Source organism: Massilia sp. IC2-278, assembly GCF_020708045.1.
Lineage (GTDB): Bacteria > Pseudomonadota > Gammaproteobacteria > Burkholderiales > Burkholderiaceae_D > Telluria.
Map to the genome: position 1 here is coordinate 119,878 of NZ_JAJFES010000006.1, position 17,218 is coordinate 137,095.

13 protein-coding genes are annotated in these 17,218 nt (G+C 68.0%); 3 read left to right on the top strand and 10 right to left on the bottom strand.

The annotated features are described in order from the left end of the window. Nucleotides 1-5: 5 nt before the first annotated feature. On the bottom strand, nt 6-1,343 hold the full coding sequence (locus LK540_RS13845) for a CitMHS family transporter (RefSeq protein ID WP_229437878.1): 1,338 nt from the start codon (nt 1,341-1,343) through the stop codon (nt 6-8). Between the two features lie 128 nt (nt 1,344-1,471). On the opposite strand from LK540_RS13845, the gene LK540_RS13850 reads away from it, so the two are divergent. Then, the gene (locus LK540_RS13850) at nt 1,472-2,377 is read left to right on the top strand and encodes a LysR family transcriptional regulator (RefSeq protein ID WP_229437879.1); all 906 of its coding nucleotides are present in this window, start codon (nt 1,472-1,474) and stop codon (nt 2,375-2,377) included. Nucleotides 2,378-2,380: 3 nt separating this feature from the next. Here LK540_RS13850 and cydX read toward each other — a convergent pair whose 3' ends face one another. The 5 genes from cydX to cydD are packed head-to-tail and all read right to left on the bottom strand — an operon-like array spanning nt 2,381 to nt 8,746. Then, nucleotides 2,381-2,485 carry a cytochrome bd-I oxidase subunit CydX gene (gene cydX / locus LK540_RS13855; RefSeq protein ID WP_229437880.1) on the bottom strand — a complete coding sequence of 35 codons (105 nt, stop codon included), beginning with the start codon at nt 2,483-2,485 and terminating at the stop codon, nt 2,381-2,383. A gap of 26 nt (nt 2,486-2,511) precedes the next feature. Then, nucleotides 2,512-3,666 (bottom strand): cytochrome d ubiquinol oxidase subunit II, encoded by a 1,155-nt coding sequence (gene cydB, locus LK540_RS13860; protein WP_229437881.1) that lies wholly within the window; start codon nt 3,664-3,666, stop codon nt 2,512-2,514. Nucleotides 3,667-3,685: 19 nt separating this feature from the next. Then, nucleotides 3,686-5,287: a cytochrome ubiquinol oxidase subunit I gene (locus tag LK540_RS13865; RefSeq protein WP_229437882.1), complete on the bottom strand. Its 1,602-nt coding sequence runs from the start codon at nt 5,285-5,287 to the stop codon at nt 3,686-3,688. A gap of 37 nt (nt 5,288-5,324) precedes the next feature. Then, nucleotides 5,325-7,016 (bottom strand): amino acid ABC transporter ATP-binding/permease protein, encoded by a 1,692-nt coding sequence (locus tag LK540_RS13870; protein WP_229437883.1) that lies wholly within the window; start codon nt 7,014-7,016, stop codon nt 5,325-5,327. After that, nucleotides 7,013-8,746 carry a thiol reductant ABC exporter subunit CydD gene (gene cydD, locus LK540_RS13875; protein ID WP_229437884.1) on the bottom strand — a complete coding sequence of 578 codons (1,734 nt, stop codon included), beginning with the start codon at nt 8,744-8,746 and terminating at the stop codon, nt 7,013-7,015. Before cydD ends, LK540_RS13870 begins: the two co-directional genes overlap by 4 nt. A gap of 506 nt (nt 8,747-9,252) precedes the next feature. Here cydD and LK540_RS13880 point away from each other — a divergent pair. Both LK540_RS13880 and LK540_RS13885 read left to right on the top strand, forming a co-directional pair. Further along, nucleotides 9,253-9,768 carry a GbsR/MarR family transcriptional regulator gene (locus tag LK540_RS13880; RefSeq protein WP_229438047.1) on the top strand — a complete coding sequence of 172 codons (516 nt, stop codon included), beginning with the start codon at nt 9,253-9,255 and terminating at the stop codon, nt 9,766-9,768. A gap of 129 nt (nt 9,769-9,897) precedes the next feature. Next, nucleotides 9,898-10,131, top strand: a complete 234-nt coding sequence (locus LK540_RS13885) for a hypothetical protein (protein WP_229437885.1) — start codon at nt 9,898-9,900, stop codon at nt 10,129-10,131. 311 nt (nt 10,132-10,442) lie between these two features. Here the strand turns inward: LK540_RS13885 and LK540_RS13890 are convergent, their stop codons facing one another. Genes LK540_RS13890 through nirB form a run of 4 tightly spaced genes read right to left on the bottom strand, consistent with a single transcriptional unit; the run spans nt 10,443 to nt 17,211 of the window. Next, complete coding sequence (locus LK540_RS13890; protein WP_229437886.1) at nt 10,443-13,112, bottom strand: nitrate reductase; 2,670 nt, start codon at nt 13,110-13,112, stop codon at nt 10,443-10,445. A gap of 10 nt (nt 13,113-13,122) precedes the next feature. Continuing rightward, complete coding sequence (locus LK540_RS13895) at nt 13,123-14,337, bottom strand: NAD(P)/FAD-dependent oxidoreductase (RefSeq protein ID WP_374041360.1); 1,215 nt, start codon at nt 14,335-14,337, stop codon at nt 13,123-13,125. Continuing rightward, nucleotides 14,334-14,675, bottom strand: a complete 342-nt coding sequence (gene nirD / locus LK540_RS13900; protein ID WP_229437887.1) for a nitrite reductase small subunit NirD — start codon at nt 14,673-14,675, stop codon at nt 14,334-14,336. The genes LK540_RS13895 and nirD overlap by 4 nt, the downstream gene beginning before the upstream one ends. Nucleotides 14,676-14,685: 10 nt before the next feature. Beyond that, entirely contained in the window at nt 14,686-17,211 is a 2,526-nt protein-coding gene (gene nirB, locus LK540_RS13905) for a nitrite reductase large subunit NirB (RefSeq protein WP_229437888.1), read from the bottom strand. Nucleotides 17,212-17,218: the final 7 nt, after the last annotated feature.

Genomic DNA, 17,218 nt, shown 5'->3' on the forward strand with positions numbered 1-17,218 from the left:
ATTCGTCACAGTGGGAACAGGCCGAACAGCACGCTCACGCAGGTCATGAAGACCGAGGCGGCGAACAGGAACGGAATCGTGAAGCGCTGGTGTTCGGCGAGGTCGATGCCGACCAGGCCGACCAGCAGGAAGGTGGCCGGGGTCAGGGGGCTGACCGGGAAGCCGGTGGTCATCTGCCCCATCAGCGCGGCCTGGCCCATCTGCACTGCCGGCACGCCGAGCGCGGTGCCTGCTTCGGCCAGCACCGGCAGCACGCCGAAGTAGAAGGAGTCCGGGTCGAACAGCAGGCTCAAAGGCATCGACACCAGACCCGTGACGAAGGGCAGATGGGTCGCCAGGCCGACCGGGATGCTGGCCGCGACCAGCTTGGCCATGGCGGCCAGCATGCCGGTGCCTTTCATGATGCCGGTAAAGGCCCCCGCCGCGAACAGGATACTGGCCATCATCAGCGCCGCCTTGGCATGGGCGTCGACGCGGGCGCGCTGCTCGGCCACGTTCGGATAATTCAGCAGCAGGGCGAGCACGGTGCCGAGCATGAAGCAGACCACCGGATCGAGCACGTTCGAGATCATGGTGCCGAGCACCACGAGCACGAGCAGCACGTTCGGGATGAAGCGTCCCGGGCGGCGCAGCTTCTGCTCTTCGTCGTTCAGTTCGCGCACATGGTGGGTAAGAGTACCGGTACCAACGCCGGCACCAGCACCGGCGCCCGCTGCAACGGCGCTGGTGAGGCCGAGACGGCGCTGCTCGCGGCGGCCCAGCATCCAGGCGCAGCCGAACACGAACAGCATGCCGCAGATCTGCACCGGCACCATCGGCAGGTACAGCTCGGAGATCGGAATATGCAGCGCCGCCGAAGCGCGCAGGGTCGGGCCGCCCCAGGGCAAGGCATTCGCCACGCCGGCCGCCATCGCCACGATGCAGGCGAGGATGCGCTTGTCCATGTTCAGCTTGATGTACAAGGGCAGCATGGCCGGCACCGTTACCAGGAAGGTCACCGCGCCGGAGCCGTCGAGATGGACGATGGCCGCCAGCATGGCGGTGCCGAGGGTGATCCGTACCGGGTTGGTGCCGACGACCTTCAGGATGCGGTTGACGATCGGGTCGAGCATGCCGGCATCGGTGAGGATGCCGAAGAACAGGATGGCGAACAGCAGCATGCCGGCGATCGGTGCGATCGCCTTGATGCCGGTGGTGATGAAGCCGCCGATCTCGGCGCCGAATCCCGCGAGCAGCGCGGTCAGCACCGGAATCGCGATCAGGGCGACCAGTGCGGACATTTTCTTGCCGAGGATGACGACGAGCAGCGCAAAAATGGTAATGAAGCCGAGCAAGGCCAGCATATTGTCTCCAGATGTTGTTGATGTGCTGATCGAGCAGCACTTGAACGCATTCTGGATCGCACGAATTCTCTTGTAAAATGGATTCTTGCGATTGATTATGCTGTTTTTCAGATAAATCTACATCAGCGATGCTGCCGAATATCTCCACCAAACAGCTGCAAGCCTTCCTGGCGCTGGACGAATGCCGCCATTTCACCCATGCCGCCGAGCGCTGCCACCTGTCGCAATCGGCCTTCAGCGCCGTGATCCAGAAACTGGAAGCGGCGACCGGCGCGAAGCTGGTCAAGCGCGACACGCGCAACGTGACGCTGACGACCGAAGGCGAGCTGTTCGTGGAAGTGGCGCGCGCCCTGCTCGCCGACCTGGACGCCGCCTTTACCGACATGGGCGACTTCATCGCGCGGCGCAAGGGCCGGGTGGCGCTGGCCGTGCTGCCCTCGCTGGCGGCGAACGGCTTGCCGGCCGTGATCGCGGAATACCGGAGCACATACCCGGGCATCGTGGTGAGCCTGTTCGATGCCCTCTCGGACCAATGCCTGCACATGCTCAGGCAGGGGAAGGTCGACCTGGCGCTGACCGCGCCGGGTGCGAACCTGTCCGAATTCCATACCAGCACCCTGTGCAGCGACCCCTTCTATCTCGTCTGCCGGCGCGACCATCCGCTGGCCAACAAGCGCACGATTCAAGTGGCCGACCTGGCCGGCTGCGAATTGATCCACCTGGCGCCGTCGACCAGCGTGCGCCAGCACGTCGACCAGCTCACGCGCGAGCTGCCGGTGCGCCACTCGGGGCTGGAGGTCGAACACTTGGCCACCGTCGCCGGCCTGATCGAACATGGCCTGGGCGTGAGCCTGGTGCCGGAACTGACGCTGTTCCAGTTCCGCAGCGCCGGCCTGGTGGCGATTCCGCTCGAGACCGACGCCGTGACGCGGCCCATCTTCATCGTGCAGCACAAGGAAAGGGCCCTGTCGATTGCCGCGCAGGGCATGCTGGAATTGATCGAAGCGCGCCTGGGTGGCGCGCGCCATCAATAAGCGTCAAGCCTTGCGCTTGTCGTCATCCACCAGCTCGAACCACATCGCGTTCAACACCGCGAAAGCGGCCGCCAGCGGCAGGCCGAGGATCCAGGCGAAATACCACATGATCAGACTCCTTCAATGTAAATAAGTTAGTAAGCGTGGCCCTTGCCATCGCGGATGCCGTCGGCATCGACCTTGCCCCACAGGACCTTGTAGACCCAGCTGGTGTAGCCGATGATGATCGGCAGGAAGATGCAGCTACCCACCAGCATGATGAACAGCGTCAGCTGGCTCGACGACGAATCCCACACCGTCAAACTGGCCGCGCCCTGGATCGACGACGGCAGGATGAAGGGAAACATCGATGCCCCCAAGCTGAGGATGATGCCGGCGATCGACAGGCTGCTGAACACCATGGTCAAGCCTTCCCAGCGGCGTGCCAGCCCAAGCAATGCCAGCAGCGCGCCAGCGAAGCCCAGCACCGGCGCCGCCACCGTCCACGGATGGGCGGCGTAGTTGGCAAACCAGGCGCCGCCCTCCCCCGCCACCGTCTTGAACAGCGGATTCGAGGCGCCGGTCGTCACGATCTCGCTCGTGATGCGGTAGCCGTCGACGAAGCGCCACAGCACCCAGCCGGCCAGCGCATACAGCACCACCACGGCCGCGGCAGCGCGCATGCCCCAGCTGCGGGCACGCCAGGCAACGGCGCCCTCGGTCTTCAACGCCAGCCAGCTGGCGCCGTGCATCACCAGCATCGCCACCGACACCAGGCCGCACAGCAGCGCGAACGGGTTGAGCAGGCCGAAGAAGCTGCCGTCATAGAAGATCTGCATGTCGGGTGCGAAGCGGAACGGCACGCCCTGCAGCACGTTACCGAGGGCCACGCCGAAGATCAGCGAAGGCACGAAGCCGCCCACGAACAGCAGCCAGTCCCAGGTCGCGCGCCAGCGGGCGCCTTCGCGCTTGCTGCGGTACTTGAAGCCCACCGGGCGCAGGATCAGCGCGAACAGCACCGCGAACATGGCGAGATAGAAGCCCGAGAACGACACCGCGTACAGCTGCGGCCAGGCCGCGAAGATGGCGCCGCCGCCGAGCACCAGCCAGACCTGGTTGCCTTCCCAGACGGGGCCGATGGAGTTGATCACGACCCGGCGTTCCAGGTCGTTTTTCGCCACGAAGGGCAGCAAGGTGCCGGTGCCGAGGTCGAAGCCGTCGGTGACCGCAAAGGCGATCAGCAGCACGCCCAGCAGGATCCACCAGATGACGCGCAATACGTCGTAGTCGAGCAGTGTATGAAGAATCATGGTTGTTGTCTCCGGAGTGTCAGGATGGCTGCAGGCTGGCGTTGCGCGGCGCCGCGACGCGGACTTCGCCGGCAAGCGGCATGTCCGGTGCATCGTCGGACTCGGGGCCCTTGCGGATGGCTTTCAGCATCAGCTTCATCTCGACGATGATCAGGATCGTGTACAGCACGACAAAGCCGAGCAGCGTGCCGAGCACGGTGCCGATGCCGAGGTTCGATACCGCCACCGCCGTCGGCAGCACGCCTTCGATGGCCCAGGGCTGGCGGCCCAGTTCGGCCACGATCCAGCCGGCTTCGGCGGCGATCCACGGCAGCGGCAGCGACCACACGGCCAGCTTCAGCAGCCACGGGTAGGTGTCGAGCTGGCGGCGCGCCGACAGCACGAAGAACACGGCGGTAAAGGCGATGAAGTAGATGCCCAGGCCGACCATCACGCGGAAGGACCAGAACAGCGGCGCGACCTGGGGCACGGTGTCGCCGGCGGCCAGCGCGATCTGCGCGTCGGTGGCCTGGCGCGGATCGTCGATGTAGCGCTTCAGGAGCAGCGCATAGCCCAGCTGCTGGCCGTGCGCCTCGAATGTGGCTTGCAGTTCGGCCGGGACCGGGCCCTTGCCGCCGAGCGCGCGGATCTGTTCCAGCGCGTCGTAGGCCACGATGCCCTGGCGGATGCGCGCCTCGGCCAGTTGCACGAGATCGTGGATGCCGGGAATCTGGCCGTCCAGCGAGCGCGTGCCGATCAGGCCCATCACCCAGGGGATGTGGATCGAATAATGGGTCTCGCGCGCGGCCTGGTCGGGGAAGCCGAAGGCGGTGAACGCGGCCGGCGCCGGCTCGGTGTGCCACATGGCCTCGATCGCGGCCAGCTTCATCTTCTGGTGTTCGGTCGACAGGTAGCCGCTCTCGTCCCCCAGCACCACCACCGACAGCGAGGCGGCCAGGCCGAACGAAGCCGCCACCGTCATCGAGCGCTTGGCGAGCTCGGCGTGGCGTTCCTTGAGCAGGAACCAGGCCGAGATGCCGAGCACGAAGAAGGCGGCGATCACGTAGCCGGCCGAGACGGTGTGCACGAACTTGGCCTGGGCCACCGGGTTGGTCAGCACGGCGTAGAAGTCGGTGACTTCCATGCGCATGGTTTGCGGGTTGAGGGCGGCGCCGACCGGGTTCTGCATCCAGCCGTTGGCGATCAAGATCCACAGCGCCGAGAAGTTGGTGCCGATGGCGGTCAGCCAGGTCACGACCAGGTGGGCGCGCTTCGAGAGCCTGTCCCAGCCGAAGAAGAACAGGCCGACAAAGGTCGCTTCGAGGAAGAAGGCCATCAGGCCTTCGAGCGCGAGCGGGGCGCCGAAGACGTCGCCCACGTAGTGGCTGTAGTAGCTCCAGTTCATCCCGAACTGGAACTCCATCACCAGGCCGGTGGAAACGCCGATGGCGAAGTTAATCCCGAACAGGACGCCCCAGAACTTGGTCATCTGGCGCCAGATGGGGCGGTTGGTCATCACATAGACCGTCTCCATGATGGCAACCAGCATCGACAGCCCCAGGGTCAGGGGCACGAACAAAAAGTGGTACAGCGCCGTGAGGGCGAACTGTAGCCGGGAGAGCCCGACGACATCGAGATCCATGGTGAGATCCTTTCTTTTCTTGTTGAAGTGGGTGGGTTCAGTGTTGGCGCAGGCGTGCAAGCGCCGCGTCGTAATCAGGGGTGCCGCACCGCAGGTCGGCCACGATGCGCCCGCCCTGCATCACGAGCAGGCGCTCGGCCAGCGCGGCTTCGCGGCGCAGATGGGTGGCGATCAGCAGGGTGCGGCCTTCGGCGTGGCGATTCAAACGCGCCAGCACGTCGGCGGCGGTGGCGCCGTCCAGGCCTTCGGTCGGCTCGTCGAGCAGCCAGAAGCCGGCATCGCGCAGCAGCAGGCGCGCCAGCGCCAGGCGCCGCGACTGCCCGCCCGACAGGCCCAGGCCGCCCTCGCCCAACGGTGTGTCCAGGCCCTGCGCCAGGCGGCGCACGTCTTCGGCCAGGCCGGCCGCCTGCAGCACGGCCCACAACTGGGCATCGCAGGCTTGCGGATCGGCCAGGCGCAGGTTGTCGCGCAGGCTGTCCTGGAACAGTTCGGTGCGCTGGGTCAGCCAGGTGCAAGGCGCCGCCGCCACCCCGCCCGACTGCGGCGCCAGTTCGCCGGCGGCCAGCGCCAGCAGCGTCGACTTGCCGGCGCCGCTGGCGCCGATCACGGCAACGCGTTCGCCGGCTGCGATGTGCAGGTCGATCGCATGCAGCGCGGGTTGGGCACGGCCGGCGTGGGTGACGCCGACCCGGTCCATGCGCAGTGCTTCGCTCTCTTCGGCGTGGCCGGCAGCCTGCGCCTGCATGGCGTCTGCGCGCAGGCGCGGCGCCAGGCGGCGTGCGGCCAGCGCGCTGCGCGCCGCCTCGATGGCGCCGCGGCGCAGCGCTGCGAACGGTTCCAGCGCGGCCAGTGCGGTGAGCAGGGCCAGCGCGGCCAGCGGCGCATCGAGCTTGCCCTGCCCTGCCAGCACGCCGGCCGCCAGCAGCACCAGCGCCACCGTCGCGTGGCCGGCCACGGCGTGCAGCCAGCCTGCGCGGGTCTCCAACCGGTGCAGCGCGTCGTCGCCGCGCGCCAGGCGGGCGTCGGTCTGCTGCAAGGCCGCACATTGCGCCGGCAGGCGGCCGGCCAGGGCCAGGTCGGTCTGGCCGGCGCTCAGGTCGATGGCGCCGGCGCGCAGGCGTTCGGTCAGCTGCACGCGGCGCAGCGCCAGCGGACGGGCGCGGCCTGCGGTCCAGGCGGCGACGCCCCAGCCGCATGCCAGCAGCCAGACGAATACACATGCGCCCAGCCGCCAGTCGAGGATGGCGAGCAGCAGGCCCGCCAGCAGCGCCGCGCCGAAGGTGGCGGCCAGCGGCACCAGCAGGCGCAGGTAGACCGATTCCAGTGCGTCGATGTCTCCGGTCAGGCGGAACAGCAGGCGGCCAGGGCGCTGCAGCAGCGCGCGTGCGGCTTGCGGTTCGGCCCAGCCGCGGAACAGTGTTACGCGCAGCGACGCCAGCACGCCCAGGGTGGCGTCGTGGGTGACCAGGCGTTCGGCATAGCGGCCGAAGGTGCGGCCAAGTGCCAGCAGGCGGATGCCGGCGCTCGGCACGAAGACGTTGAAGGCCAGGGCCGCTGCAGCCGACAGGCCGGCCAGGCCGGTCGCCGTGATGAACCACCCGGAGACGCCCAGCAGCGCGATCCCTGCCAGCACGGTGAGCGTGGACAGGCCCGCGCCCAGCAGCAGGCGGCGCGCGTCGCTGCGCATGAACAGGCGCAGCACGGTAACGAAGTCGTGGTGGTGTTTCATGCTGCTTGCTCCTGCATGGCGTGCTCGCCAAGACGGCCGACGTGCACGATGCGGCCGATGCGCGCCGCGAGCGCCAGGTCGTGGGTGGCGACGACCAGCGTGCGGCCGCGCGCCAGCTCAAACAGCGCATCGACGACGCCGGCGGCGGTGTCGCGGTCGAGGTGGGCGGTGGGTTCGTCGGCCAGCAGCAGGCTGGCGTGCGGGGCGACGGCGGCGCGCGCCAGCGCCAGGCGCACCAGTTCGCCGCCGGACAGGCCGGTGCCTCCCTCGCCCAGCGCCTCGTACGGCGCCGCGTGTTCGACGTCGGCCAGGCCGGCTCGGCGCACCGCCGCCGTTACCGCCAGCGGCGTCACGCCTGCGCGGCCCAGCGCCACGTTGCCGCGCACGGTGCCGGCGAACACGTGCGGCTTCTGGCCGACCCAGGCCATGCGCGTACGCAGGCCGGCGGCGCTGCCGTCGTCCAGCATGACGCCGCCGATGCGGATGCTGCCGCCTTGCGCCTGCGCCAGGCCGGCGACCAGCGACAGCAGCGTGGTCTTGCCGCTGCCGCTGGCGCCGACCAGGGCGACGTGTTCGCCCGGTGCGATATCGAGCGTGAAGCCGTCGAACAGCGGCGCCTCGCCGGGGTGGGCAAAGCGCAGGCCGCTAATCGCCAGGCCCGGTGCGGCGATGCTGCTTGCCGTTGCATCGTGCGCGTCGTGCAGGGCGCCGGGCAGGATCGGCGCTGGCGCTTGCAGCTTGTGCAGGGCGTCGAGAGCCGCAGCGCCTGCGGCCTTGTCGTGCCAAGCCGCGGCCAGGTCGCGCAGCGGCTCGAAAAAGGCCGGCGCCAGCATCAGGATGAACATGCCCTGCTCCAGGCTCAGGCGCACACCCCAGCTGCCGCCGTCGATCTGGCCGAGCAGGTGGAAGCCGACGTACACCGCTACCAGGGCGACGGCCAGCGCCGAGAACAATTCGAGTGCGGTGGACGACAGGAAGGCGATGCGCAGCACGCGCATGGTGCCCTGGCGCAGGGCCTGGGCGGTGTCGTGAAGGCGACGCGCGGTGGCGTCGACGGCGCCGAGCGCGCGCAGGGTCGACAGGCCGCGCAGGCGGTCGAGCAGGAAGCCGTTCATGCCGCCGGCGAGCTGCAGTTGCGCTTCGCTGGCGGCCTTGGCGCGCCAGCCGATGACGGCCATGAAGAGGGGGATCAGCGGCGCGGCCAGCACCAGGATCAGCGCCGCCAGCCACGACAAATAAGCCACCGCCAGCGCGATCACCGGCGGCACCAGCATGACGCGCCAGCGCGCGCCCTGGTAGCGCAGCAGCCAGGGCAGCACGGCTTCGGCCTGCTCGGCCAGGATGCTGGCGGCCTGGCCCGAGGCCGGACGCGTGCGGTCCAGCGGCGAGCGGCGCGCCAGGGCATCGGCGGCGCCAGCACGCAGGCCGCTCAGCCAGCTGCGCGCGGCGGCGAACACGCGGCGCGCGCCCCAGGCGTCGAGGCTGGCGCGGGCCAGGCCCAGCAGCAGGAAGCTGAGTGCGGGAAGGATCACCGCGTCCAGGCCGGCGCCGTCCGCCAGGCGGCCGACGGCCTTGGCCAGCAGTGCGGCCTGGGCGATCCACAGCAGTGCGGCAGCGCCTTGCGCCAGCGCGCCGAGGCGGCTGCCGGCGGGCTGGGAGCGTACATTGTTGGCGCTGTCCTGCGCTGCAGGGGCGTGCGGGACCGCGCCACGGCGTCTGTTCAAGAGCATGGTTCTTCTCCGGGGTTCTGGGGTGCGGCGCCTCTCGTTGAAGGGCCGCGTGTTCAGGTGTTACCGGGTCAGGGCGGCGGCGAGCAGCCGGCGTGGATCGCGCAGGCGGCGTTGCCGGTCCGCCGGCTCAGGCCGGGAAGAAGGTCGGGGAGGAGCAGAGCATGGCCTTGCGGGAGCGCCAGGGCGGCGGTCCGGAAAACGGTACGACGGGTACGATGCGAATCCATTCTCTCAGCTCTGCAGTGATACCGGCCGGGACGCAGCCCTTGCCGCACAGGTTTCACAACCTGTAAAAACTTCTGAATTTTCAGAAAACAGTGAAAGTATGCAGCAGAAGTTTTGTATTGTCACGAGAAGGCCAGCAACTTAGTCGGGAATTGGTGCGCCGCAGCGACCGCTGGCTGCATGACGGCACCCGGTGCGTGAGATAATCGACTTTTCCAAATTTCGAAAAGTTCTCGACCGTGACGCCATTAGTCCAGAGTTTTGTCAGCCATTTCGGCGAGATGGGTAGCCGTTGGGGCATCAACCGCACCGTGGGGCAAATCTATGCCCTGCTCTTCGTGACCGAGCAGCAGTTGCACGCAGACGATATCGGCGAAAAGCTGGGTATCTCGCGCTCGAACGTGAGCATCGGGCTGAAGGAATTGCAGTCCTGGGGCCTGGTGCGCCTGAGCCGCATTCCCGGCGACCGCCGCGAATATTTCACTTCGCTAGGCGACGTCTGGGAAATCTTCCGCGTGGTGGCGGCCGAGCGGCGCCGGCGCGAAGTGGCGCCGACCCTGTCGGTGCTGCGCGAATCGTTGCTGGTCAAGGCCAAGACACCCGAGGACATGTTCGCCCAGCAGCGCATGGGCGAGATGCACGAGCTGGTCGACCTGGCGAATAACTGGTTCGACGATTTGCAGCGCCTGTCGCCGGAATCGCTGGCGCAGCTGATGAAGATGGGGGCCAAGGTGCAGCGTTTATTGACTGTCAAGGATCGCTTGCTGGGGAACGGGAAGGCGAAAGAGGACGAGTGAACGGCTGAGTTGCGGCGCCGCAACATTATGCGGTTTTCGTATCGCTGGTATCACGAACCGAAAGTTTATTTATGGACTCAAGGAATTTATACTGCACCGCAACATCACAGTATATTTACGGAGTTCACCATGAACGCAGCAACGATCACCCAGGCTCAAGAGCCAACCCTGCGCCAGGATATCGGCGCCCTGTTCATTTCGGCACGCAGCTTCTGCGAGCAGCTGTTCACCGCACACGGCGGCTGGTTCGTGCGCAATAGCGATGAGATGGCAGGCCGCCGCGAGATGATGGCCCTGGCAGCCGAGTCGGATGCCCACTCGCCGAACCTGGCGGCGGAACTGCGCTACTTCGCTAACCGTTAATCGGTAGCTGGCAGGCAGTGAAGACAAAGCGCGGCTCAGGCTGCGCTTTTTTGCGATTGCCAGTTCAGCACGCGCCTTCTTTTTGAGCGTTGACGGCTGCGTTCGTAGGGTGGGCCGGGCCGCGCAAGGCACCCCGTGCCCACGCGGAACGATGCGTTACGTCAGCGCGAGTTCTGTCCCGCTCGACGCATATTGTTGGCAGCTCAAAAGCATTTCGTTAGCGTCGCCTTGCATGGATACGCCGCGGAGCGGGTCATCGCCGCCGCAGGCTCCGGACAAGCACGTAACCGCGTGGGCACGGGGTGCCCACCTTACGAGGGAACCGCTAGCAGCTTGCCGATCTCGGGTAGACACGAACCGCAATTCCCGCCCGCCTTCAGGCAAGCCGTCACCTCGGCCGTGCTGCGCAGGTTCCGTTCGCGAATCGCCGCGCAGATCGTGTTTCTCCCAACACCGAAGCACGAGCACACCGTCGGCCCCGCGTCGGAACCCGCCTGCGCCGGCTGTCCCGCCAGCAGCACCGCACGCTCCCCCGCCCCCAGAACCTCCTGCGCGAACAAGCCGCCCAGCCATTCGCGCGGCGGCAGCGTCCCCGCCTTTGCCACCAGCACGCATGCCTGCAAGCGCCCATCGACCAAATGCGCCGCCCGATACACACCTGCACTGCGGTCCTCGTACTCGATCCAGTCCGCGTCATCGTCCACGCCCAACAAGGCACGCGCCCACTCCGCCTCCACCTTGCCGCGCCCGCCAGCCTCGTAGCGCAGGAAGCCCTCCCCCTGCACCCGCGTCCACCAGGTCAGCGCATCGAGCTGCGGCGTACTGCGGCTCAGCACGAATGCCTGCCACTCCACCACGAAGGGCTCGACCTTCACCGGCGTGTGCTTGAATTCCGGCTCCCCCGACACCGGATCGACCACCGGATTGACCAGCGCCCCTACCCGCGCATCCGATGCCGTCGGCCCGCTCCAGTGGATTGGCACGAATACACCGCCACGCGCAATGCCGCCGCTGTGGCGCACGCGGCCGACCATGGCGCCCCAGCGGCTGCTCACGCGCGCCAGCTCTCCCTCGCGCACGCCGGACAAGAGGGCGTCGTGCGGATGCAAGTCGATGAAGGGTTCCGGCACGTGGCTGCCCAGGCGCGCCGACTTGCCGGTGCGCGTCATCGTGTGCCACTGGTCGCGTACGCGGCCGGTGTTCAGGGCCAGCGGATAGTCGGCGTCCGTTTGATTGACAGGCGCACGCGGGGCGGTGACGATGAAGCGCGCCCTGCCGTTCGCATGGGCGAAGACGCCGTCGCCGAACAGGCGCGTGCTGCCGCCAGGTGCCCGCGGCGTGACCGGCCACTGCACCGGCTCGAGCGCGTCATAGACCGCGCGACCGTGTCCCGCCAGGCCGGACACGTCGAACAGACGCGCATTATTTCCCCCGTTACGCCAGCTTGAGAGCCGCGCGTGCTCGTCGAAAATCTCGTGCGCCGACGTGTAGCCGAAGCCGGCATAGCCCATGCGCCGCGCCACGTCGCACAGCGCCTGCCAGTCGGCGCGCGCCTCGCCCGGCGCCGGCAGGAAGGCGCGCTGGCGCGAGATGCAGCGCTCGGAATTGGTCACCGTGCCATCCTTTTCGCCCCAGCCCAGCGCCGGCAGCAGCACGTCGGCGCAGGCATTCGTGTCGGTATCGAGCACGATGTCGCTGGAGACCACCAGCTCGCACTTGCCGAGCGCGCGGCGCACCCGGTCGGCGTCGGGCAGGCTGACCAGCGGATTGGTACCCATGATCCACACCGCCTTGACGGTCCCCTCTTCCACCGCGCGGAACAGATCGACCGCCTTCAGGCCGGGCTTGGAGGCGATACGCGGCGCGTCCCAGAAGCTGCGGACAAGCTCGCGGTGCTGCGCGTTGTCGAGCTCCATGTGCGCGGCCAGCATGTTGGCCAGGCCGCCCACTTCACGCCCGCCCATCGCGTTCGGCTGGCCGGTGAGCGAAAACGGCCCCATGCCGGGCTGGCCGATGCGTCCCGTGAGCAGGTGGCAGTTGATGATGCTGTTGACCTTGTCGGTGCCGCTCGACGATTGGTTCACGCCCTGCGAATAGGCGGTGACGACCTTGCGCGTGGCAGCGAAGCCTTGGTAAAAGGCCAGCACGGCGCGCGGGTCGAGGCGGCAGGCGCGCGCCACGTCCTCGATGCTCATATCTGCGGCAGCCAGCGCCGCATCCAGCCCTTCGGTGTGGGCGGCAACATAAGCCCCATCGGTCACGCCTTCGCGCGCCAGGTAAGCCAGCAAGCCGTTGAACAGCCACACATCGGTGCCCGGCTTGAGCGGCAGGTGCAGGTCGGCCAATTCGCAGGTGGCCGTGCGGCGTGGGTCGATGACGACGATCTGCAGCGACGGCTTCGCCTCTTTCGCGCGCAGGATGCGCCCGAACAGGGTTGGATGGCACCAGGCCGCGTTCGAGCCGGCCAGCACGATCATGTCGGCCAGCTCGAAGTCCTCGTAACAGCCAGGCACGATGTCTTCGCCGAAGGCGCGCTTGTGGCCGGCCACCGACGAGGACATGCACAACCGCGAATTCGTATCGATGTTGGCGCTGCCGATGTAGCCCTTCATGAGCTTGTTGGCGACGTAATAATCCTCGGTCAGCAGCTGGCCCGACACGTAGAAGGCCACCGCGTCCGGCCCGTGCTGGGCGATGATGCTGGCCAGTCCGCCGGCCACGTGGCCGAGCGCCTCGTCCCAGCTGGCGCGGCGCAGTTCGCCGTTTTCGCGCAGGTGTGGATACAGCAGCCGTCCTTCCAGGCCCAGGGTCTCGCCCAACGCCGCGCCCTTCACGCACAGGCGCCCGCGGTTGGCGGCGTGGTCCGCGTCGCCTGCGATGATCGGGATCGTGCCGGGCTTGATGCTGGCCTTCACGCCGCAGCCGACGCCGCAATACGGGCAGGTGGTGCGCACCGTCGATACGGGCAGGCTCATGTCCATGTGCTTCCTTTCAGGCGGCCTGCGCGCACAGGGCGCGGCCGAACAGCAGTTGCTCGCGGAAGGCCGAGACGTCGGCGCCGCGCTGGATCAGGTCGAAGTACCAGGGGCCATCGGCCACGTCGCCGACCAGCACGGCGCCCGACAGGCGCGCACCATCGAGCACCAGGCGCTTGTACACGCCGGCGCGGCGGTCGCGCAGCACCAGTTCCTCGCTGCCCTCGCGCCCGGCGATGTCGCCGGCCGAGTACAAGTCGATGCCCGTGACCTTCAGCTTGGTGGCGGTGGCGGCCTGCACGTAGCGGCGGTGGCCGGCGCCAGCCAGGTGGGCGGCGCAGACGCGCGCCTGCTCCCACACCGGCGCCACCAGGCCGAAGGTGGCGCGCCGGTGCTGTACGCATTCGCCGACGGCGTAGATGCGCGGGTCGTAGGTCTGCAGGGTGTCGTCGACGACGATGGCGCGTTCGCAGTGCAGGCCGGCGGAACGCGCCAGCGCCACGTTCGGACGCACGCCGGCGGCCATGACCACCAGGTCAGCCGCCAATTCGGAACCGTCGGCAAACTGCACCGCCTGCACCCTGCCCGCGCCGACGATGGCCGTGGTCTGGGCGTCGAGCAGGATGCGCAAACCGGCGCGTTCCAGCGAGTCCTTCAGCAGCCGGCCCGCCTCGCCGTCGAGCTGCTGGTTCATCAGGCTCGATGCCACATGCACCACGGTGACGTCCATGCCGCGCCGCTGCAGGGCATGCCCAGCCTCCAGCCCAAGCAGGCCGCCGCCGATGACCACCGCACGCCCTCCCCGGCGCGCCGCCGCCAGCATGGTGTCGACGTCGTGCAAGTCGCGGAAACCGACCACGCCGTCCAGGTTCGCGCCGGGAATGGGCAGCATGAAGGGCGTCGAGCCGGTGGCCAGCAGCAGGCGGTCATATGGCGCCTCGCGCCCCGACGCGGCCACCGCCACTCGGCGCTTGCGGTCGATGCGCAGAACCGGGTCGCCGGCGTGGAGGGTGATGCCGCGCTCGGCGTACCAGGCGCGCGGGTGGATCATGATCTCGTCGACCGCCTTGTCGCCGGCCAGCAGTGGCGAGAGCAGCACGCGGTTGTAATTCCCGTGCGGCTCGGCGCCGAAGACGGTGATGTCGTACAGGTCCGGGGCCAGCTTCAGCACTTCCTCGACCGTGCGCATGCCGGCCATGCCGTTGCCGACCACGACCAGGCGCGGCTTCACGTGGCCACCCACACGGTGCCGTTCTCGACCCGCACCGGATAGCTGGCCACCGAATGCGCTTCGGATTCCAGGCATTCGCCGGTCGCCAGGTCGAAATGCTGCTTGTAGATCGGCGAAGCGACGACGACCCGCTCGCCGATGCTGCCGACCAGCCCGCGCGAGAGCACGGCCGCATGCGAGTGCGGGTCGTAGTTATCGATGGCGAACAGGCGCTTCTCCCCTACCCGGAACACCGCCACCTGGCGGCCACCCAGCAATGCACACACGCCGGTATCCGGCACGATGTCCTCGATTGCGCACACGGCGCTCCACTCCTGCAATTGAAGGTCTCGATGCATGGCGTTCTCCTCAGGCCGACGCCACGATGGGAATCGTGCGGCGGCGTTCTTCGATCGTGGCCGGGCGGATCTGGCCGCGCTCCGGCATGAAGACGACGTTCGCATCCGGCGCGTCGCTGTTCACAAAGGTGCGGAAGCGCTTGCGCACTTCCGGGTCCTCGACCGCGTTCTTCCATTCGCAGGCATAGGTATCGACCACGTGCTGCATCTCGCTCTCCAGCTCCGCGCCGATGCCCAGGCTGTCCTGCACCACCACCTGCTTCAGGTAATCGAGCCCGCCTTCCAGGTTCTCGCGCCAGGTGCTGGTGCGCTGCAGGCGGTCTGCGGTGCGCACATAGAACATGAGGAAGCGGTCGACCAGCCGCACCACCGCCGCTTCATCCAGGCCGCCTGCCAGCAGCTCGGCGTGGCGCGGCTTCATGCCGCCATTCCCGCACACGTACAGGTTCCAGCCTTTTTCGGTGGCGATCAGGCCGACGTCCTTGCCCTGCGCCTCGGCGCATTCGCGGGTGCAGCCGGACACGCCGAACTTCACCTTGTGCGGCGTGCGCAAGCCCTTGTAGCGGTGCTCGAGGGCGATGGCAAATCCCGCGCTGTCGCCCACGCCGAAGCGGCACCAGGTCGAGCCGACGCAGGACTTCACCGTGCGCAGCGACTTGCCGTAGGCGTGGCCGGATTCGAAGCCGGCTGCGATCAATTCTTCCCAGATCGGCGGCAACTGCTCGACGCGGGCGCCGAACAAATCGACGCGCTGGCCGCCGGTGATCTTGGTGTACAGGCCGTACTTCTTGGCGATCTGGCCGACCGCGATCAGGCCGTCGGCCGTGACCTCGCCGCCCGGCATGCGCGGCACCACGGAATACGTGCCGTCCTTCTGGATATTCCCGAGGAAGTAATCGTTCGAATCCTGCAGGCTGGCGTGCTCGGGCTTCAAAACGAAGTCGTTCCAGGTCGAGGCCAGGATGTTCGCCGCCACCGGCTTGCAGACTTCGCAGCCCAGGCCGGAACCATGGCGCTCCAGCAGTTCGCCGAAACTGCGGATGCGCCCCACGCGCACCAGGTGGTGCAGTTCCTGGCGCGAGTACGCGAAGTGTTCGCACAGCGCCCGGCTCACCGCCACGCCCCCCTTCGCCAGTTCCGCGTTCAGCACCTGCGTCACCAGCGGCACGCAGCCGCCGCAGGCGGTGCCGGCGCCGGTACACTTCTTCAGCGCGCCGATGCTGGTGGCGCCGTTCGCCACCGCTTCGCACAGCGTCCCTTTCGAGACGTCATTGCAGGAGCAGACCTGGGCGCTGGCTGGCAAAGCATCGACACCGAGGCCGCGCACTGGAACACCTTCAGCCTGCGGCAGGATCAGGAACTCGGGCGCCGCCGGCAGCGGCATGCCGTTCAGCGCCATCTGCAGCAGCGTGCCGTACTGCGCGGCGTCGCCAACCAGCACCGCGCCCAGCAGGCGCTTGCCGCAATCCGAGACGACGATCTTTTTATACGTCTGCCTGCGCTCGTCGAGGAACTGGTAGCTGCGGCTGCCACTGGTTGTGCCATGGGCGTCGCCGATGCTGGCCACGTCCACGCCCATCAGTTTCAGCTTGGTGCTCAGATCCGCGCCGGCAAAGCCGCCCGGCGCACCCAGCACGTGACGCGCCGCGGTGCGCGCCATGTCGTAGCCCGGCGCCACCAGGCCGAACAGCTGGCCATTCCAGGCTGCGCATTCGCCGACGGCGTAGATGTCCGGGTCGGAGCTCAGGCAGTTGGCGTCGATGGCGACGCCGCCGCGCGGGCCGAGCGCCAGGCCGGCGGCGCGCGCCAGTTCGTCGCGCGGGCGGATGCCGGCCGAGAACACGATCATGTCGGTTTCCAACGCGCTGCCGTCGGCGAACTCCATGCGGTGCGTGGCCTCGGCACCGTCGACGATGGCGAGCGTATTCTTGCCCGTGTGGACGCGCACGCCGAGTTCTTCGATGCGCCCGCGTAGCACGCGCGCACCGGGATCGTCGACCTGCACCGCCATCAAACGCGGCGCGAACTCGACCACGTGCGCCTCCAGGCCGAGGTCGCGCAGCGCCTTGGCGCATTCCAGTCCCAGCAAGCCGCCGCCCACCACCACGCCGCTGCGCGAGCGTGCGCCGCACTCGCGCATCGCTTCCAGGTCTTCGATGGTGCGGTAGACGAAACAGTCGTGACGGTCGCGCCCCGGCACCGGCGGCACGAAAGGCGAGGAACCGGTGGCCAGCACCAGCTTGTCGTAGGCCAGCCGTTCACCGCTGTCCAGCGTCACGGTGTGCGCGGCACGGTCGATGCCGGTCACCTTGGCGTTCAGCTTCAGCTCCAGGTTCGGGCGCTCGAAGAAGCCGGGTGCGACCAGCGACAGGTCGTCCGCCGTTTTCCCGGCAAAGAATTCGGACAGGTGCACGCGGTCGTAGGCCGGGCGCGGCTCTTCGCCCAGCACCGTGATGTGCAGGTGCGGTGCCGCGGCGGCCAGGGATTCGACGAACTTGTGGCCCACCATGCCGTGGCCGATGACGATGATCTTCATGTTGCTC

Bases quoted from the DNA above. Each gene is read 5' to 3' on its own strand.
- LK540_RS13870 (WP_229437883.1), bottom strand. From the start codon at position 7,016: ATGAAACACCACCACGACTTCGTTACCGTGCTGCGCCTGTTCATGCGC.
- nirD (WP_229437887.1), bottom strand. From the start codon at position 14,675: ATGCATCGAGACCTTCAATTGCAGGAGTGGAGCGCCGTGTGCGCAATC.
- cydB (WP_229437881.1), bottom strand. From the start codon at position 3,666: ATGATTCTTCATACACTGCTCGACTACGACGTATTGCGCGTCATCTGG.
- LK540_RS13850 (WP_229437879.1), top strand. From the start codon at position 1,472: ATGCTGCCGAATATCTCCACCAAACAGCTGCAAGCCTTCCTGGCGCTG.
- LK540_RS13890 (WP_229437886.1), bottom strand. From the start codon at position 13,112: ATGGACATGAGCCTGCCCGTATCGACGGTGCGCACCACCTGCCCGTAT.
- nirB (WP_229437888.1), bottom strand. From the start codon at position 17,211: ATGAAGATCATCGTCATCGGCCACGGCATGGTGGGCCACAAGTTCGTC.
- cydD (WP_229437884.1), bottom strand. From the start codon at position 8,746: ATGCTCTTGAACAGACGCCGTGGCGCGGTCCCGCACGCCCCTGCAGCG.
- cydX (WP_229437880.1), bottom strand. From the start codon at position 2,485: ATGTGGTATTTCGCCTGGATCCTCGGCCTGCCGCTGGCGGCCGCTTTC.
- LK540_RS13885 (WP_229437885.1), top strand. From the start codon at position 9,898: ATGAACGCAGCAACGATCACCCAGGCTCAAGAGCCAACCCTGCGCCAG.
- LK540_RS13845 (WP_229437878.1), bottom strand. From the start codon at position 1,343: ATGCTGGCCTTGCTCGGCTTCATTACCATTTTTGCGCTGCTCGTCGTC.
- LK540_RS13865 (WP_229437882.1), bottom strand. From the start codon at position 5,287: ATGGATCTCGATGTCGTCGGGCTCTCCCGGCTACAGTTCGCCCTCACG.
- LK540_RS13880 (WP_229438047.1), top strand. From the start codon at position 9,253: ATGGGTAGCCGTTGGGGCATCAACCGCACCGTGGGGCAAATCTATGCC.